This window comes from Streptomyces sp. NPDC044044, assembly GCF_056434405.1.
Map to the genome: position 1 here is coordinate 81955 of NZ_JBWKFG010000017.1, position 15963 is coordinate 97917.

17 protein-coding genes and 1 riboswitch are annotated in these 15963 nt (G+C 71.8%); of the genes, 10 read left to right on the top strand and 7 right to left on the bottom strand.

Annotated elements, in window-relative coordinates; genetic code table 11:
- Nucleotides 1–90: 90 nt before the first annotated feature.
- From AC07AG_RS41750 to AC07AG_RS41770, 5 genes are all read right to left on the bottom strand, one after another.
- The gene (locus tag AC07AG_RS41750; protein ID WP_478762295.1) at nucleotides 91–1086 is read right to left on the bottom strand and encodes an NAD-dependent epimerase/dehydratase family protein; all 996 of its coding nucleotides are present in this window, start codon (nucleotides 1084–1086) and stop codon (nucleotides 91–93) included.
- 84 nt (nucleotides 1087–1170) lie between these two features.
- Nucleotides 1171–1758 (bottom strand): winged helix-turn-helix domain-containing protein, encoded by a 588-nt coding sequence (locus tag AC07AG_RS41755; protein ID WP_478762296.1) that lies wholly within the window; start codon nucleotides 1756–1758, stop codon nucleotides 1171–1173.
- Nucleotides 1759–2135: 377 nt separating this feature from the next.
- On the bottom strand, nucleotides 2136–3155 hold the full coding sequence (glnII, locus tag AC07AG_RS41760) for a glutamine synthetase (RefSeq protein ID WP_478762298.1): 1020 nt from the start codon (nucleotides 3153–3155) through the stop codon (nucleotides 2136–2138).
- A 157-nt stretch (nucleotides 3156–3312) separates the two neighbouring features.
- Nucleotides 3313–3786 (bottom strand): hypothetical protein, encoded by a 474-nt coding sequence (locus AC07AG_RS41765; RefSeq protein ID WP_478762300.1) that lies wholly within the window; start codon nucleotides 3784–3786, stop codon nucleotides 3313–3315.
- A gap of 155 nt (nucleotides 3787–3941) precedes the next feature.
- Complete coding sequence (locus tag AC07AG_RS41770) at nucleotides 3942–4310, bottom strand: arsenate reductase family protein (protein WP_478762302.1); 369 nt, start codon at nucleotides 4308–4310, stop codon at nucleotides 3942–3944.
- A 143-nt stretch (nucleotides 4311–4453) separates the two neighbouring features.
- On the opposite strand from AC07AG_RS41770, the gene AC07AG_RS41775 reads away from it, so the two are divergent.
- From AC07AG_RS41775 to AC07AG_RS41790, 4 genes are all read left to right on the top strand, one after another.
- Complete coding sequence (locus tag AC07AG_RS41775; RefSeq protein ID WP_361045748.1) at nucleotides 4454–4759, top strand: hypothetical protein; 306 nt, start codon at nucleotides 4454–4456, stop codon at nucleotides 4757–4759.
- 70 nt (nucleotides 4760–4829) lie between these two features.
- Nucleotides 4830–5750 (top strand): alpha/beta hydrolase family protein, encoded by a 921-nt coding sequence (locus AC07AG_RS41780; protein WP_478762304.1) that lies wholly within the window; start codon nucleotides 4830–4832, stop codon nucleotides 5748–5750.
- A gap of 131 nt (nucleotides 5751–5881) precedes the next feature.
- Nucleotides 5882–7249 (top strand): DUF2252 domain-containing protein, encoded by a 1368-nt coding sequence (locus tag AC07AG_RS41785; RefSeq protein ID WP_478762306.1) that lies wholly within the window; start codon nucleotides 5882–5884, stop codon nucleotides 7247–7249.
- A gap of 81 nt (nucleotides 7250–7330) precedes the next feature.
- Nucleotides 7331–8299 (top strand): asparaginase, encoded by a 969-nt coding sequence (locus AC07AG_RS41790; protein WP_478762308.1) that lies wholly within the window; start codon nucleotides 7331–7333, stop codon nucleotides 8297–8299.
- Between the two features lie 102 nt (nucleotides 8300–8401).
- Here AC07AG_RS41790 and AC07AG_RS41795 read toward each other — a convergent pair whose 3' ends face one another.
- Entirely contained in the window at nucleotides 8402–9544 is a 1143-nt protein-coding gene (locus AC07AG_RS41795; RefSeq protein ID WP_478762309.1) for an HAD family hydrolase, read from the bottom strand.
- A 195-nt stretch (nucleotides 9545–9739) separates the two neighbouring features.
- Between AC07AG_RS41795 and AC07AG_RS41800 the strand changes: the two genes are divergently transcribed.
- The 5 genes from AC07AG_RS41800 to AC07AG_RS41820 all read left to right on the top strand — a co-directional run bounded on the left by AC07AG_RS41800 (nucleotide 9740) and on the right by AC07AG_RS41820 (nucleotide 14204).
- Complete coding sequence (locus tag AC07AG_RS41800; RefSeq protein WP_478762311.1) at nucleotides 9740–10606, top strand: AraC family transcriptional regulator; 867 nt, start codon at nucleotides 9740–9742, stop codon at nucleotides 10604–10606.
- Between the two features lie 5 nt (nucleotides 10607–10611).
- Complete coding sequence (locus AC07AG_RS41805; RefSeq protein WP_478762312.1) at nucleotides 10612–11058, top strand: VOC family protein; 447 nt, start codon at nucleotides 10612–10614, stop codon at nucleotides 11056–11058.
- 7 nt (nucleotides 11059–11065) lie between these two features.
- Nucleotides 11066–11251: riboswitch (cobalamin riboswitch) on the top strand.
- Nucleotides 11252–11317: 66 nt separating this feature from the next.
- Nucleotides 11318–12370 (top strand): ABC transporter substrate-binding protein, encoded by a 1053-nt coding sequence (locus AC07AG_RS41810; RefSeq protein WP_478762314.1) that lies wholly within the window; start codon nucleotides 11318–11320, stop codon nucleotides 12368–12370.
- On the top strand, nucleotides 12367–13398 hold the full coding sequence (locus tag AC07AG_RS41815) for a FecCD family ABC transporter permease (protein ID WP_478762316.1): 1032 nt from the start codon (nucleotides 12367–12369) through the stop codon (nucleotides 13396–13398). The genes AC07AG_RS41810 and AC07AG_RS41815 overlap by 4 nt, the downstream gene beginning before the upstream one ends.
- Nucleotides 13395–14204 (top strand): ABC transporter ATP-binding protein, encoded by an 810-nt coding sequence (locus tag AC07AG_RS41820; protein WP_478762318.1) that lies wholly within the window; start codon nucleotides 13395–13397, stop codon nucleotides 14202–14204. Before AC07AG_RS41815 ends, AC07AG_RS41820 begins: the two co-directional genes overlap by 4 nt.
- A gap of 80 nt (nucleotides 14205–14284) precedes the next feature.
- Here the strand turns inward: AC07AG_RS41820 and AC07AG_RS41825 are convergent, their stop codons facing one another.
- On the bottom strand, nucleotides 14285–15088 hold the full coding sequence (locus AC07AG_RS41825) for an MBL fold metallo-hydrolase (RefSeq protein WP_478762320.1): 804 nt from the start codon (nucleotides 15086–15088) through the stop codon (nucleotides 14285–14287).
- A 133-nt stretch (nucleotides 15089–15221) separates the two neighbouring features.
- On the opposite strand from AC07AG_RS41825, the gene AC07AG_RS41830 reads away from it, so the two are divergent.
- Nucleotides 15222–15839, top strand: a complete 618-nt coding sequence (locus AC07AG_RS41830) for a CGNR zinc finger domain-containing protein (protein WP_478762322.1) — start codon at nucleotides 15222–15224, stop codon at nucleotides 15837–15839.
- Nucleotides 15840–15963: the final 124 nt, after the last annotated feature.

Consider the following 15963-nt stretch of genomic DNA (forward strand, 5'->3'; position numbering starts at 1 on the left):
GCCGTCTGTGGCTGTCGCGCAGTTCCCCGCGCCCCTGACGGGGCGGTGGCCGGGCTGGAGACTCCAGCCCGGCCACCGCCCCGTTCCCTGCTACAGCCCCAGCGCCTTCGCTTCCTTCTCCGGGGCCAGGCCCACCACCGGACGGTCGGGGCGCTGCGGGGCCACCCCACCGATCGACCTGAGCCAGGCCCACGTGTCCGCGACCGTCTCCGCGACCGGCCGTGCCCTGAGGCCCGCGGCCACCGCCTTCTCCGTCGACGTGCGGTGCATGGAGTCGTGCATTTCTCCCGGTGGCGCCCACACCGGCAGTTCCATCCATGGCTCGATGCCGTGCTCGGCGATCACCGAGGGGTCGGTCCACCGCAGCTCCACGTCGTCCGCCCCCGCCACGGCCACGCACGCCTTCAGGAGCTCTTCCGTCGTCGTGTGCGCGATGGGGGAGACGACGTTGTACGGGCCGTGCAGAGCCGCGAAGGCCGCGTCGACGACCCACTCCGCGAGATCCCGCGCGTCGATGTACTGGAGGTCCAACTCCCTTGGCCCCGGGGCCAGTACGGGCCCACCGCGGGCGACGCGGTTCAGCCACCACGGCAGCCGTCCGATGTTCTCGTACGGACCGAGGATCAGCCCCGCACGCGCGAGCACCGTGCGCTCCTGCCCGAACTCCGCGACGGCCGCCAGCTCCCCGCCCCGCTTGTCCTCGGCGTACGCCACCGCGTCCGCGTCGGGATCGCCCTCGACGAGAGCGTGGCTCTCGTCGGAACCCGCCGCTGTCGGCCACTGGTACACGGAGGCGCTCGACACGTACACGTACCGCCCCGCCCGTCCCGCGAGCAGCCGCGCCGACTCGCGCACGACCCGCGGCGCCCCCGACCAGGTGTCGACGACGACGTCCCACTGGCCGTCGGAGGCGGCGAGGGCGTCGAGGCCGCCCTCCGCCGTGCGGTCACCGAGCAGCGACACCGCACCGGCGGGTGCCTCATGGCGCCCGCGGTGGAAGACCGTCACCTCCCAGCCACGCGCAAGAGCCGCCTCGACGACGGCCCGCCCCACGAACTCCGTACCACCCAGCATCAGAAGTCTCATGCCGATGACTCTGCACGCCGGGCGCCGCCCGGGGAACAGGTTTCTGCTAGCGGCAGAGCCCGGCCCCGGGCGGGAAGCCCGAGGTCAGCGGGTCGTCGGCGGTGCGTACTTGTAGCCCACGCGCCGCACCGTCTGGATCGTCTGACGGTGATCGGCGCCCAGCTTGCGCCGCAGCCGCGCGATGTGGACGTCGACGGTGCGCCCGTCGCCCACGTGCCCGTACCCCCACACCGTGGTCACCAACTGGTCGCGCGTGTGCACCCGGTGGGGGTGCGCGACGAGGTGTGCGAGCAGCTCGAACTCCAGGTACGTGAGGTCGAGTTGACGGCCGTCGACCTCCGCCGCGCGCTGCACGGCGTCGATCCGGACAGGCCCGCCGGAAGCGGGCCCCTGCGCCTGACCGGCGGGCTGCAGCGGCTCGGCCTCGGCGGCGTGGGGCTCCTGCCCGGCCGGTACGAGGACGAGGTAGCCGATCATCGGCGGCTGGCCCGGCAGCGTGGGCAGCGTGTGCTGGGGCGCGGGCAGCCAGGTCGCGCCCGGCGGCAGGAAGTCGGTGATCTGCACCACCTCGTCCGGTGCGACGGCCCGCAGCCGCCCCCGGCCGGGGCTCGTCAGGGGCGTGGCGGTGGCGGTGGAAGCGGTGGACGCCGAGAAAGTACGGGAGTTCGCCATGGAGGTCAGCTCTTTCGCGCGGAGGAGTCGTCAGTCGTCGAGGACGTACGTACGTCGTGCGCGTCAGGCGAAGGCCGGGTGAACGGCTTTAGAAGGCCTGCGCGTTCCTCGCGCGGCAACACACCCGGTCGAAGTCATGGTGCTGACGGGAAGGCCAGAACGGCTCGAGGTCGTGGTGACGACCCGTCGCGGTGTTCCCGTAGCTGCCCATGACCCCATTGAAGCAGATGGGAGGGGACGCGGTCGTTCCCTCTCGCACGCTGATACGCCTCCTTGGACAACCCTTGGCGTGAATTGGCCCCTCCGGTCCCGCATGCCGAAGGGGGCGCCCACCGATTCGGCCGGCGCCCCCTTCGAAATCCCGCGGACGGGCGGGATCAGACCTGGCCGGCCTTCTCCAGGGCGGTGCAGCAGGTGTCGACGAGCAGCCGCGTCACGACGTACGGGTCGACGTTCGCGTTCGGGCGGCGGTCCTCGATGTAGCCCTTCTGCTCCACCTCGACCTGCCACGGGATGCGGACCGATGCGCCGCGGTCGGAGACGCCGTACTTGTACTCGTCCCACGGGGCGGTCTCGTGCAGACCGGTCAGGCGGTCGTCGATGCCTGCGCCGTAGTTCTTGACGTGGTCGAGCGGCTTCGAGCCCTCGCCGAGGGACTCGCAGGCGGTGATGATCGGCGCGTAGCCCTCGCGCATCGCCTTCGTCGAGAAGTTCGTGTGCGCGCCCGCGCCGTTCCAGTCGCCCTTCACCGGCTTCGGGTCGAGCGTGGCCGACACCTTGAAGTCCTCGGCGGTGCGGTAGAGCAGCCAGCGGGCGATCCACAGCTGGTCGGAGACCTCCAGCGGCGCGAGCGGGCCGACCTGGAACTCCCACTGGCCGGGCATGACCTCGGCGTTGATGCCGGAGATCCCGAGGCCCGCCTTGAGGCAGTTCTCCAGGTGCGCCTCGACGACGTCACGGCCGAAGATCTCGTCCGCGCCGACGCCGCAGTAGTAGCCGCCCTGCGCGGCAGGGAAGCCGCCGACGGGGAAGCCGAGCGGGCGGTCGCCCTCGAAGAAGGTGTACTCCTGCTCGATGCCGAAGATCGGCTCCTGCGAGGCGAAACGCTCCTCGAGCTCGGCGAGCGCGGCACGGGTGTTGGTCTCGTGCGGCGTCATGTCCGTGTTGAGGACCTCGCACAGCACGAGCACGTCGTCGCCGCCGCGGATCGGGTCGGGGCAGGTGAAGACCGGCTTGAGCACACGGTCGGAGGCGTGACCCTTGGCCTGGTTGGTGCTGGATCCGTCGAAGCCCCAGTTGGGGAGCTCCGCGCCGTCCGCCATGATCTTCGTCTTCGAACGGAGCTTGGCGGTCGGCTCGGTGCCGTCGATCCAGATGTACTCAGCCTTGAAGGTCACGGGGGCCATCCTTTAAATGCTCGGTACGGCGCAGAACGTGCGGGTGCTGCGGTGCCGTGGTGATGCGGGCAGCCTGTCAACGCGCGATTTCCCGTCCATTGCTCGAATGTGAACCCCGTGTTACCTGCGGTGCGTGTGGCTCACTTCACTTCCGGCGTCACTTGATGACGGCGTTGGCCGCCGCGATGAGCAGGCCGATCGCCGCGTCCGCCATGCCGAGCAGCACGGCCGAGCGCCGCCGGTAGCCCGCACGGAGCGCGGCGAAGGTGCCCCAGGCGAGGAGGAGGGCCGCGTTCAGGAGGAGTGCGGTGTAGGTGACGGGCGCCTCGGGCCAGCCGAACGTTCCCGCGAGCAGCAGCAGCCCCACGGTGGGCCAGCAGGCGACCACCACCGGCCACTCGTCCATGAGCTCCCACGCCAGTTGCCGCCACCGGTGCAGGCCGCCCGATCCCGGCCGGTGCGTGGACATGTGGTGCGCGTATCCGTGCGCGAGGGCGGCGGTGCCCGCGGTCACCATGATCCAGGCCGCGTCGTAGTAGGGCGTGTAGGCCTGTGCCTCCGAGTGCAGCGCCGCGATCAGCGCGCTCGCGAGGATCGTGCCGTATACGCCTCCAGCGGTCAGGTTCCGCACGGTGCGCTCCTCTCCGTTCCCCGGATCCGTCGTCCGGCCGGCGGCGTGTGGAGTGCCCAACGCTATGGAGGCGTATGTAACGGTTTGACGGAGATGACTCATCGGTCGGCAGTCATCTGCTCCGCGCCCGGCCGCTCACCGGCGGCCGTCGGTGACTACCGGGACAGCGCGTCCCGTACCGCCTCCTCCGTGCGCCCCACCACGGCGGTGCCGTCGTCGGCGGTGATGATGGGGCGCTGGATGAGCTTGGGGTGCTCGGAGAGCGCCGTGATCCAGCGGTCCCGGCCCGAGGCGTCGCGCGGCCAGGCCGCGCGGTCCTTCAGGTTCAGCTCCTTGGCGGCGTCCTCCTGGGTGCGCGTGATGTCCCACGGCTCCAGGCCGAGCCGTTCCAGGACGGCGCGGATCTCGTCCTCGGTGGGGACGTCGTCGAGGTAGCGCCTGACGGTGTAGTCGGCGCCCTCCGCGTCGAGCAGCGTGAGGGCGCTGCGGCACTTCGAACAGGCGGGATTGATCCAGATCTCCATGCCGCACACGCTACCCGCGACCCACCCGTCACACCGCCCCAAAGGCCGTCTGGCCAGCGGCGATTGTCAGTGCCCGGCGGTAGAATTGAAGCAATGTTCGAGGGTTCCCGACGGGGGTTCCTGATCGCGACAGGAGGATGCCTGTGCCCGCTGCCGCACTCACATCTAAGTCGAAGCGCAACGCTTCCCGGCCCGTGTTCATCGACCCGACGTACGCACCACTGGAGAAGCGACCGCTCCCGGCAGGACGGCCGCGCGAGTGGTACATCACGCACAACCGGCGCCTGAAGGCCATGCGCCTGGCGATAGCCCTGCTCGACTCGGGCGTCTATCTGGCGAACCAAGCCAACAACACCAGGATCCGGAGCATGGCGGAGGACGTGGGCATCCACCCGCCGTCGGACATCACCTGCCACATGGTGCGCGCCCTGATGCGGTACAGCCGCTGAACTGCCGCACGGACGCGTACGGGTGGGGACCCAGGGGTCCCCACCCGTACGCGTGGTTCATGCTGACCGCATGACCCATCCGGAAACCGCCCCCGCCCAGCAGGAGCCAGCAGGCGAGCTGCCGCTGCTCGTCACCGCCCAACTCCCGGACGGGGCACGGTTTCCCGTCCGCGGCCTGCGCGGGAGCGAGGCCCCGTCCCGCCCCGCGCCGGCCGTCCTGATCCTGCCCGCCATGGGCACCCCGGCCCGCTACTACCGCGCGTTCGCACGCCAGTTGCACGCGGAGGGGCTCACCGCCCTGACCGTGGACCTGCGGGGGCAGGGGGAGAGCACCCCGCGGGTCACGGACGCGGACGCCGTCGACCACGGCTACCGCACGATCGTCGAGCAGGACCTCGTGGCGGTCATCGAGGCGATACGGACCGAACTGGGCCCGGAGCCCGCCCTGTACCTCCTCGGCCACAGCCTGGGCGGCCAATTGGGGCTCGTGCATGCCGCGTTGGGGATCGGTCCCGGAGTCGACGGAGTCGCCCTCGTCGCCTCGGGCTCCGTCTGGTTCCGCGCGTACGGCCCCCTGCGCGGGCCCCTGCTGCTCATCGGCGAGCTGTTCGCCGCGGCGGCGTCGACCCTGCTCGGCCGGTGGCCCGGGACCAGGCTCGGCTTCGGCGGCAACCAGTCCAAGGGCGTCATGCGCGACTGGGCACGCCAGGGGCGCACGGGCCGCTACTCGTCCCCCGGCTCCCGGCACGACTACGAGGCGGCCCTGCGCACCCTCGGTCTGCCCGTCCTCGCGGTCTGTGTGGAGGGCGACACCTGGGCCCCCGCACCCGCCCTCGACCACCTCGTCGGGAAGGTTCCGGGCGCCCGCGTCACGCGCACCCGGTACTCCACCCAGGAGGCGGGCGGCCGTCTGGACCACTTCGCGTGGACCCGGGCGGGCGGCGCGCTCGCCAAGAAGGTGGCGGCATGGGCGGTCGCGGGCGGAAGCTGAGGTCCCGACACGCGTGCGGGGGCAGTTCACCCGTTCGGCGTACCCGGCATGCGTCCGCGCCCGTGGCGGCATTGGCTGCTCCTGACGGGAGGCTGTTGCGGGGGGCTGCCGACGGAGAGGGGAGCGGGGCGATGACCACTCCGGACGAGCGTGCCCGGCAGGGCAAGGCCGCACGCAAGCGCGCCTCCCGCTCCTCGCACGGGGCGTGGATACCCTCCGCCGACCGCGCGGACCCGGTGGCCGTCCTGGAGCGGCAGGGCGCGGGCCGCGTCCAGGAGCTGCTGCCCATCCGGTACTCCCGCATGGCCGCATCCCCGTTCTCCTTCCTGCGGGGTGCCGCCGCCGTCATGGCGGGGGACCTCGCCGTCCAGTGGAACACCGGGCTCACCGTCCAACTCTGCGGCGACGCGCACCTGTTGAACTTCGGGCTCTACGCATCCCCGGAACGCGCCCTGCTCTTCGACCTCAACGACTTCGACGAGACCTGCCCCGGCCCCTTCGAGTGGGACGTCAAACGCCTGGCCGCGAGCATCGCCGTCGCGTCCCGCGACAACGGTCACCCGCAGAGCGGGGGACGTGAGGCGTGCCAAGCGGCGGTGGCGGCGTACCGCACGTCGATGAGGCGTCTCGCGGGGCTCGGCGAACTGGCGGTCTGGTACGAACGGACGGACGCGGAGGCCCTGTTGCCCCTCGTCCGCTCCACCCGCCACCGCAAGCGCGTGGCGAGCACCCTGGACCGGGCCCGCCGCCGCACCAGCCTGCAGGCGCTCGGCAAACTGACGGAAGAGGTCGAGGGGGCGGCGGGAGGCCGCCGCATCATCCACGACCCGCCGCTCATCCAGCCGGCCGGCGCCACGGAACTCGCGGCCGTGCGCAAGATCTTCGGCGACTACCGCTCCACGCTCTCCGAGGAGCGCCGGCTCCTCCTCGACCGCTATCACTTCGTGGACGCCGCGCGGAAGGTGGTGGGCGTGGGCAGCGTCGGCACCCGCTGCTTCATCGTGCTCCTCGCCGGGCGCGACGCCGACGACCCGCTCTTCCTCCAGATCAAGGAGGCGGTCCGCTCGGTCCTGGAGGAGCACCTGCCTGCGGGGCTGTACGTCCATCCCGGGCACCGCGTGGTCGCGGGCCAGCGCCTCCTCCAGGCGGCGAGCGACATTTTCCTCGGTTGGATGACGGGTCCCCAGGGCCGCGCCTTCTACTGGCGTCAGCTGCGCGACATGAAGGGCTCGGCGGACGTCGAGGCCATGTCCGCCACGGAGCTGCGCTCCTACGCCGGGCTCTGCGGCACGGCCCTGGCCCGCGCCCACGCACGCTCCGGCGACCGCATCGCCATAGCCGCCTACTTGGGCGCGTCCGACACGTTCGACCGCGCCCTTGCGGACTTCGCACTGCGCTACGCCGCACAGAACGCCCAGGACCACGCGGCCCTGACCGAGGCGATCGCATCGGGCGTGGTGAACGCCGCAGGTCCCGAAGACGACGCGGCCGGTGCCTGAGCCGCTCCCGTGGGCAGCCTGAGCCGCTCTCGCCGAAGGCCTGGTCCGCCCCCGTGGCAAGATCGGGGCGTGGCGAATCCAGTGACCGTATTCACGCTCGGCGGCACCATCTCGGCCCAGGGCGGCGGTAGTTCGCCCCGCCTGACGGGGGCCGCGATCCTCGCCGGAGCGTCGCCCGGCATGGCGCCCGACGTCACCGTGGACGTGCGCGACTTCCGGCGCCTGCCCAGCTCCTCCCTCACGATCGAGGACATCGCCGCCCTCGCGGAGCTGATCGACGAAGCGACGGCCGCAGGCCACGGCGTGGTCGTGGTCCAGGGCACCGACACCCTGGAGGAGACCGCGTTCCTCCTGGACCTCACCTGCACCGCGCGCCCCCGCGCCCCGATCGCCGTGACCGGCGCCATGCGCCGCCCCGACCTGCCGGGCGCCGACGGCCCCGCGAACCTCGCCGCGGCGATCGCCGTCGCCGCCGACCCGGCCTGCGCCGGTCTGGGCGTCCTCACCGTCATCGCGGACGAGGTCCACGCCGCACGCCACGTACGCAAGACGCACACCACCTCCACGGCGACGTTCGCGTCCCCCGGCGCGGGCCCCCTCGGCACGGTCACCGAAGGCACGCCCCGCATCCACCTCCGCCCCACGCGCCCCACCGTCCAACGGCCCCTGCGCCTGGGCGCGCCCGGGCGCGTCGCCCTCCTCACGCTCTCCATGGGCGACCGCGGCGAACTCCTCGAAGCCGTGGACCACCGCTTCGACGGCCTGGTCGTCGCCGCCTTCGGCGCGGGCCACGTACCGACCTGGCTGGTCGAACCCCTGGCCGCCCTCACCGCCCGCATCCCCGTGGTCCTCGCATCGCGCACCGGCGCGGGCCCGATCCTCGGCCACACCTACCGAGGCCCCGGCTCCGAGTACGACCTGCTCGGGCGCGGCCTGATCTCCGCGGGCCCCCTGGACGCCCCCAAGGCCAGACTCCTCCTGCACGCCCTCCTGGCGGACGGCGCCGACCGCACCGGGACGGCGGACGCCTTCGCCGCGCTGCGGGAGTGACGCGCCGGTACCGCCCGGCACGACGCTTCCGCCGGGCGCGCGCGGCACCCGGCGGAAGCGGCTCGGACGGACCTGGGACGACTGGACGGCCGGCCCGGAGGGCTAGCGGATCTCGTCCGGGACCACCGTCAGCCACCGCTTGTCGGCGGTCACCTTCTGGCCCAGCTCCCGCTGCCGGTCGGCGTTCTTCTTCTTCATCCCGTCCAGCTGCTTCATGTAGTCGTCCTTGCGGTTGACCCAGACCCGCGCCCCGCCGTGCTCCACGTCCGCCGAGTGGAACAGCATCGGGCCGTCGCTCGCCGGGGTGTCGCCCGCCACCAGGACCGGCTTCTTCCACTCGTCGATGTACGTGTTGATGGCCGCGGGCTTGCCCTGGAACCAGGTCATCGGCGCCCACAGGTTCGGCGTCAGCTCACGCACCGCGAGCTTCTTCTCGTCGAAGCGGCCCTCCGCGATCTCCTTGCGGGAGCTGGTGACCTCGCCGGTCTTGCGGTCCTTGAGCTGCAGGCCGACGCCGATGACGTTCTCGGGCTTCACGTCGTAGCCGTACTTGGGGTCGGACAGGACCATCCGGACCAGGTCCTCGCTGGCCGCGCTGACGACGTAGACCTCGATGCCGTGCGCCCGCAGCGACTTGTAGAGCTCCTGCATGCCGGTGAAGAACTCGGGGGTCTTGACCTCGGTCTTCGTCAGCTTCCCGTCCTCGTAGTACTCGGCCGGGATGGGCTTGTCGTGGGCCAGGAGCTCGTCGACGTACCCCTTGAGCTGCTTCAGCGTGAAACCGGAGAAGATCTGCGCGGCCCACGGGTAGCAGACCTGGTCGTCGACCTCGCAGAGCCGGTTGTAGTAGCTGTAGAGGCTCTCCTTGTGCTTCGCCGTGTCCTTGAAGGGAATGATCTTCAGCGACGGGTCCATCGACTTGCGGGTCAGCACCCCCTTCATCTCCAGGAAGGGCAGGAGGGACTCCTCCAGGTCGTTGCGGTAGGTCGTGTTGTCCGCGTCGAAGACGGCGTACGCGCCCTTGTCCTCGTTCTTCGCGATGACCTTGCCCAGCTTCTTCGCGACCGGCTCGGGCCAGTGCGCCAGCTCGGTCGCGGTCTTCGCCGAGGATTTCGCGGTCCTGGCGGAGGCGTCCGCCGCCGTGGCGTCCGTGCCGGGCCACAGCGCCGTCCCCGCGAGGACGGCCGCGGTGAGCGCGCCCGCCGTGCCGAGTACGGCCAGCTTGCCCATTGCCTTTACTGCCATGATTTCGTGCCCCCTGAGAGCGGTCTGCGCCCCGTCCGGAGCGGCGGGTCATCGTATGAGGTCGGGCGGCGGATTCCCATGATCGACATCACCGGACGCGGCGGGCATGGGACGCGCGCCCGCGGGTAGTCGCATCGGACGCCCGTCAGGCGTACGGGCCTGCTCCCGAGTCGCGCCCATCGCATACTGGAAGGCATGGAGACCGCCTCCCGGGAGTTCGTGCGGGCCGCTCCGCGGCTCGACGGCATGGTGGTGTCCGCCGTCGGCTACCGCACGGCGGGGGAGCACCCCGGATTCCACCGCGGCCTGCCGTCCCCGTATCTGACGCTGATCTTCTCCCTGGACGGCCCCGTCGTGACCGGCGAGAGCCCCGAGCAGGCGGGCGGCCCCGACGCGTCCCGCACCGACATCGTCGTCGGCGGCCTGCACCAGTCCCCGGCGTACGTGGTGCGGCCCGAGCACGAGGCGGGCATCCAGCTCGCCGTGCACCCGCTCGCCGCCCGCGCACTGTTCGGCGTACCGGCGGCGGAACTGGCCGACGACCTGGTGACGTCCGGCGCCGACGTGATGGGGCGCCGCGCCGCCGACGTACGGGAGCTGCTGTGCGAGCAGGGCGGCTGGGAGGAGCGATTCGCCTCCCTGTCCGCCTACTTGAGGCAGCGCGTGGCCGCACAGGACACCGCAGGATCCGTACGCCCCGAGGTCGCGGAGGCCTGGGCCTGGCTGGCCCGGCACCAGGGCGTGGGCACCCTGCGCGGTCTGTCCCGGCATGTCGCGCTCAGCGAACGCCGCCTCACCACGCTCTTTCGCGCGGAGACGGGCCTGAGCCCCAAGCAGGCGGGCCGCCTGATGCGCTTCCAGCGCGCACGCGGCGCCGTCGCACGCTCCGTGGCCGCTGGAGCCGCCCCCGATCTGGCCCGCGTCGCCGCCGACTGCGGCTATTACGACCACTCCCACCTGGTGCGGGACTTCCGGCAGTACACCGGGGTGAGCCCCAGCGGCTGGCTGGCCGAAGAGTGCCGGAATATCCAAGCCGGGAGCTATGGCGTGGGCGAAGAGTAGGACCCATGAACACCACCGAGAAGCAGCAGCCCCCGTCCACCTCCGCCGGGCGCGCCCCCGCCGTCTGGCCCACGCTCCAGGCCCACGACGCCCCCGCCCTGATCGACTTCCTGGTCGGCACGGTCGGCTTCCTGCGCACCGCCGTCTACGAGGACGGCGACCGCGTGGCCCACGCCGAGCTCGACTGGCCCGAGGGCGGTGCGATCATGCTCGGCTCGTACGACGAGAAGTCCGAGGCCTGGTGCCTGAAGCCGGGCACCTTCGGCGCGTACGTCGTCACCGACCGCGTGGACGACCTCTACCAGCGGCTCAGCGCCGCGGGCGTCGAGATCATCCGTGAGATCGAGGACCAGCCGTACGGCAGCAGGGAGTTCGCGATCGCCGACCCCGAGGGCAACAAGTGGTCCTTCGGCACGTACCGCGGGGCGCCGAGGCCCGACAAATCGGCCTGACCTCGCGTGATAGCTTGCGGACGCCAGTCAACCCACACCAGGGCCAGGGAATCCGGTGCGAATCCGGAACTGACGCGCAGCGGTGAGGGGGAACGGGCGGGGCCACGGCCACTGGGCGTCCACGGACGCCTGGGAAGGCGCCCCGCCCGGCCGATCCCCGAGTCCGAAGACCTGCTGGCACCTTCGCCCGCGCACCGAGCGGCGGAGGTGACGAAGCAGGCCAGGCTCCGCGTATGAGCCGTGAGACTCAAGGGATCGTGTGTCCTCCACAGCCCGTCGTGTACGTATATCCGGCATTCTCGCCGCAGCCCTGACCGTCACCCTGAGCGCCTGCGGCTCGTCGGGCGGCTCATCGGGCCCCTCGGGAAAGAAGGCCGAGGGGTACCCGGTCACCCTCACCTCCTGCGGCAAGAAGGCGGAGATCAAGGCCCCGCCGCGGCGGGCGGTCTCCCTCGACCAGGGCTCCACCGAGATCCTGCTCTCACTCGGCCTCGCCGACCGCATGGCCGGCACCGGCACCTGGACGGACCCGGTCCTCAAGGGCCTGGAGAAGGACAACGCCAAGGTCGAGCGGCTCGCCGACAGCTACCCCTCCTTCGAGAAGGTCCTCGCCGAGGAACCGGACTTCGTCACCGCGTCCTTCCTGGCGACGGTCAGCAAGGGCGGCGTCGCCGACCGCGCCAAGTTCGCCGAACTCGGCGTACCCGCCTATGTCTCGCCCTCCGACTGCGCGGGCAAGGACAACAGCGGCGACGGCGACGGCCGCCGCGACAAGACGCTGACCATGGACACCGTGTACGGCGAGATACGCGACCTGGCCAAGGCCTTCGGCGTCGAGAAGCGCGGCGAACGCCTGATCACGGAGCTCAAGGGCCGGGTGGCGAAGGCCACGAAGACCGTCAAGAAGGCTGACGCGTCCGGCACGTCGCTCCTCTACTGGTTCGCCAACTCCGACGCCCCCTACATGGCGGGCTGCTGCGGTGCGCCGGGCATCATCACCCGCGAACTGGGCGTGAAGAACGTCTTCGACGACACCCGCGAGGAGTGGCCCCAGATCAACTGGGAGACGGTGGCCGACCGCGACCCGGACGTCCTGGTCATCGGCGACCTCACACGCAAGTCGCAGACGGCCGAGAGCGCGAAGAAGAAGATCGAGTTCCTGGAGTCCAACCCGGTCACCAAGAACCTGACCGCCGTGAAGAAGAAGCGGTACGTGCTCCTGAGCGGCCAGGCCATGAACCCGACGATCCGCACGGTGGACGGCGTGGAGCAAGTCGCCGACGCCTTGCGCGAGTTCGGGCTCGCCAAGTGACGCGAGCCCTCACGGGCGGCATACGGCAGACCCTGCTCTGGACGGTGGGCGTCGCCGTCCTCGCCCTGTCCGTGGCGGTGGCCGTCACCATCGGCCCCGCGGACATCTCCGTACCGGACGTGTGGTCGGCGGTGGCGGCGCACCTCGGCTGGGGAGAGGCCACGCTCACGCCCATCCGGGACGGCATCGTCTGGAACCTGCGCATGCCGCGCACGCTCCTCGCGGCGGTCTGCGGCGCGGGCCTCGCGGTCTGCGGAACGGTCCTCCAGTCCCTGCTGCGCAACCCGCTCGCCGACCCCTTCGTGCTCGGTGTCTCCTCGGGGGCCTCCACGGGCGCGGTCGTGATCGTCGTCCTGGGGGTCGGCGGGGGAGTGGTGTCGGTCTCGGCGGGCGCCTTCGTGGGAGCCGTCCTCTCCTTCGCCCTGGTCCTGCTGCTCAGCCACACCCTGGGCGGGAGCGTCGACCGCGTGGTCCTTTCCGGGGTGGCGGCGATGCAGCTCTTCTCCGCGCTCACCTCGTTCGTGATCCTCACGGCGGGCGACGCGGAGACTACGCGGGGTGTCCTGTTCTGGCTGCTCGGCTCGTTGAGCGGGGTGGGCTGGACGGACGTGTGGATGTGCGGGGCGGTGCTCTTCGTGGCCCTCGCGATCTGCCTGGCGCACGCCCGCACCCTGGACGCGTTCGTGTTCGGCCAGGACGCGGCGGCGACGCTGGGCGTCCATGTCGCCCGCACCCGGCTGATCCTGCTCTCCGTCACCGCCCTGCTCACGGCGGCCCTGGTCAGCAGCGCGGGCGCCATCGGCTTCGTGGGCCTGGTCCTGCCGCACGCGGCCCGCGCCCTGGTCGGCCCCGGGCACGCGAGGCTGCTCCCGGTCACGGCGCTCGCGGGCGCGGTGTTCCTGGTGTGGGTGGACACGCTGGCCCGCACGGTCCTCGACCCGCAGGAGGTGCCGGTGGGCGTGGTGACGTCCCTGATCGGCGTCCCGGCGTTCGTCCTGGTCCTCTACCGCACCCGGAGGACGACATGACGTCACGCCCGGACGGCACGCCCCGACCCGTCGAACCCGGCCTGCGCGCCGACCGGGTGGCCAGAGAGGCCGGCGGCCGGCTCATCGTCGACGGAGTGACCCTGGCCCCGCCCCCCGGAGCCACGGTCGGCCTCCTCGGCCCGAACGGCTCGGGCAAGTCCACGCTCCTGCGCATCCTGGCGGGCGTCCTGGCCCCGGCATCGGGAGTGGTCACCCTGGACGGCCGACTGCTGCGGGACGTGGGCCGCCGCACGGTGGCACGCCGGGTGGCGGTGGTGGACCAGGACGCCACCACGCAGGTCGAGCTGTCGGTGGAGGAGGTCGTACGCCTGGGCCGCATCCCGCACCGCAGGGCGTGGTCACCCTCCACGCCCCAGGACGACGAGGCGGTGCGCGAGGCCCTGACCCGCACCGGTCTCTCCGACCGGGCGGGCCAGTCCTGGCACACGCTCTCCGGCGGCGAACGCCAACGGGTCCAGATAGCAAGGGCCTTGGCCCAGACGCCCCAGGAACTCCTCCTGGACGAACCGACCAACCACCTGGACATCCAGCACCAGCTGGACCTCCTCTCCCTGGTGGCCGACCTCCCCCTGACGAGCGTCATCGCCCTGCACGACCTGAACCTGGCGGCGATGTTCTGCGACCACGTACTGGTCCTGCGCGAGGGAGTGGCGTACGCGTCGGGCACGCCGGGCGAGGTGATCACGGAGGAGCTGATCGCGAAGGTGTACGGGGTGAGGGCGGTGGTGACGACGGCGGACGACGGCCCGGAGCCGCGCCCGTCGATCCGCTTCCTCCGGGCCTGAGTTCCTCGGGGCCTCAGTTCTCCGGGCTGAGTTCCGCCGGGACTTAGCTCCGCCGGGCCTTGGTTCCCCGTCCGGCCGTCTCAGCCCAGGCTGAGACGGTCGGCGAGACCGGCGGCGGCGAATGCGGACACCAGCTCGTCCCGCCCCTCGGTGAAGTGGGCCCAGCTGTCGAAGTGGACGGGGACGACCCGGCGCGCCCCGAGGATCTTCGTGGCCTCGGCGGCCTGGGCGCTGTCGAGGACGAGCGGCGCGCCGTCGAACAGGACGGGGAAGCGGGGAGCGCCGGCGAAGAGGACGGCGGTGTCCACCGGGCCGAACCGCGCGGCGGTCTCCTCGACCGCGCCGAGTGAGGCGTTGTCGCCGCTGACGTAGACCGTGGGCAGGCCGTCGCCGGTCAGGACGAAGCCGACGACCTCACCGACGACGGGTTCCACGTCCTCGCGCCTGCCGGGACCGTGCACGGCGGGCACGCCCGTCACGGTGACCTGTCCGCCGCCGGGCCGGTCGAGCTCGACGGACTCCCAGTCGCCGAGTCCCTTCACCTTTCCGCCCAGGCTCTCGCGCAGACGGCGCCCGCCGCCGGGGGTGGTGAGCGTGAGCGGTATGTCGGCGAGCAGGGCCCGGCCCGAGGTGTCCAGGTTGTCCGGGTGCTCGTCGTGCGAGAGCAGGACCACGTCCACGGTGCCGAGGTCGTCGGGGGAGCCGGCTGCGGGCGCGGTCTTGGTGAGCCCGGGGCCGCCGTCGGCGGGGTAGCCGCCGGGTGCGTCGAAGGTGGGGTCGGTGAGGAATCTCAGACCGCCGTACTCGAAGAGGGCGGTGGGGCCGCCGAAGACGCGTACGGGGATCTGCTGGTCGGTCGTGCCGGTAGTGCCGGAAGCAGCCATGAAAGAAACACACACCTCACGAATCGGGGACCTCACGGATGGAGGACCTCACGCATGGGAGACCTCACGGATGGCGGACTCTCCATCCGTGATAAACCGTAGCCGTTTCTCACGGATGAAGGCAAGGCGTACCATGAGATACGTGAAGGAGCCCGTGGAAACCGTGATCGCCGAGCAGCCGCCACCGCCAGCGCCGGGCGCGGAGCAGTACGTCGCACTCGACTTCGCCAACAGTGCGCTCGCCCTGCCCGGCGGCCAGTTCACCGACCTCCTCGGCACCCCGGCGGCAGCGAACCGGTGGCTCACCGAACGCGACCTGGCCCCGGCCGACGCGGGTCTCCAGGAGATGTGCACGGCGCAGCTGCGGACCCTGCGGGAGCAGATCCGTTCCCTGCTGGCCGCCAGGCTCGCAGGCTGCGCGCCCCCGGCGGGCGCGCTGTCCGCCCTGAACGAAGCCCTGACCAGGGCGCCCGCGGCCTCCCTGCTGCACTGGGACCCCGCCCTTGGCCTGCACCGCGCCGCCTCCCACCCCACGACACAGATCGTGGAGCACGCCCTGGCGGCCCTGGCCGCCGACGCCGCCGACCTGCTCACGGCCCCCGACGCCGAACGCCTCACGGCCTGCGGCTCCCCACCCTGCAACCGCTACCTGCTCCGCCACGGCCGCCGCCACTGGTGCTCGACCCGCTGCGGAGACCGCGCCCGCGCGGCGCGGGCGTACGCGCGGCGCGCGCGGCCGAAGACGGACTGAGGGCGGGCTCTGAGGGCTCGGGAACAGACGGAAGCGGGGGGGGGGGGGGGGGGGGGGGGGGGGGGGGGGGGAGCGCTATCCTTCTTTCTTTTTTTGGGGCGACTTGCCTTTTTTGTGGAGTTTT